Below are 1427 nucleotides of genomic sequence, written 5' to 3'. Positions count from 1 at the left end.
GCCGGTGCCCGTGATGGTGATCGGGTAGGTGCCCTGGGCCGTGGAGGCGCCGACGGACAGGGTGAGGGTGGAGGAGTTGCCGGAGGTCACCGAGGCCGGGTTGAAGGCGGCGGTGGTGCCGCTGGGCAGTCCGGTGGCGGTCAGGTTGACGGTCTGGGCGCTGCCGGAGGTGGTCTGGGTGTTGACCGTGGCCGTGACGGTGGCGCCGGGCTGGGCGCTGCCGGAGGAGGGGTTGAGCGTGAGGGAGAAGTCGGGGCCGGCGGTGCCGCAGGCGGGCTCGCCGGAGGCGGCGGCGACGCTGACGGCGCTCCAGGCGGCCTTGGTGCTGTTGCATTCGGCGCTGTTGGCGCCGTACAGCTCGATGGCCGCGGCGACGGAGGCCGAGCGGATGTTGGCGTAGCGCCAGGAGGAGGTCTTGCGGTTCAGGGCGCCCATGTAGATCTTGCCGGCCTTCTGGATGCTGACGCCGGTCACCGAGGACGGGCCGCCGGAGCAGATCGGGCTGGAGGGCTTGCCGCCGCCGGGGTTGTTGCCCTCGGCCAGCAGGTAGAACCAGTGGTTGAGCGGCCCGGCCGCCGAGTGCACCTCGGTGCTGGGGATGGAGGAGGAGTAGCAGTTGGGGTCACCCAGGGCGCTGGGGTTGTACATGTTGCGGATCGGGCCCTGGCCGACCAGGTCGACCTCCTCGCCCACGAGGTAGTCGGGCGGGTCGTTGGGGTTGTTGGCGTAGGCCTCGGTCAGCGCGCCGAAGATGTCGCCGGTGCCCTCGTTGATGCCGCCGTTCTCGTTGCCCGAGCCGGCGCCGCCGGGGGTGGTCTGGAAGATGGCGTGGCCGAACTCGTGGGCCACGACGTCGATGGGGGTGGCCTGCTGGGTGTTGGCCTGGTTGTGGCCGAAGTTGGTGTAGCTGCCGTTCCAGTAGGCGTTGACGTCGGCCAGGCCGACGCGGGCGGGGAAGCCGCGGCCGCTGCCGTCGATGCCGCTGCGGCCCAGCCAGTCGCGCAGCATGTCCCACTCGCGCTGGACGCTGAACAGGGCGTCCACGCAGGCGGTCTCCAGGTTGGTGCCCGAGCCGTTGCCCCAGGCGTCGTCGGTGCCGGTGTAGGCCGAGCCGCCCTGGCCGCCGCAGGCGATGCCGGGCCGGGTGGTGTCGGTCATGGAGTAGCTGCTGCCTGAGCCGCTGGTGTTGATGGTGACCTGGCCGTAGTAGAAGCCGTTGCCGCTGCCTTCGCGGACCAGGTCGACGGCGTCGGCGACGGCGCCGGTCGAGGCGTCGACGTAGACGTTCTGCACGCTGGGCTTGCCCTTGGCCAGGCCGGAGACCTTGACCTCCCACGCCAGCACGGGTGCTTCGCCTTGGGCCAGGACGACCAGGCGGGGGGCGGCGCTGTCGTCCACGCGGGACAGGCGGGCCTTGGCGGTGGCGG

At 71.7% G+C, this 1427-nt stretch carries 1 protein-coding gene; it reads right to left on the bottom strand.

Going from position 1 to position 1427, the window contains the following annotated elements; genetic code table 11:
- Positions 1-1427 (bottom strand): M4 family metallopeptidase (locus ABT158_RS51185; RefSeq protein ID WP_352366767.1); only part of this gene is annotated, 1427 nt, incomplete at both ends.

The sequence above is a fragment of the Nonomuraea sp. NPDC001636 genome, assembly GCF_040298265.1.
In the GTDB taxonomy this organism is placed as follows: Bacteria; Actinomycetota; Actinomycetes; order Streptosporangiales; family Streptosporangiaceae; genus Nonomuraea.
This window is presented reverse-complemented; position numbering and strand designations above follow the sequence as displayed.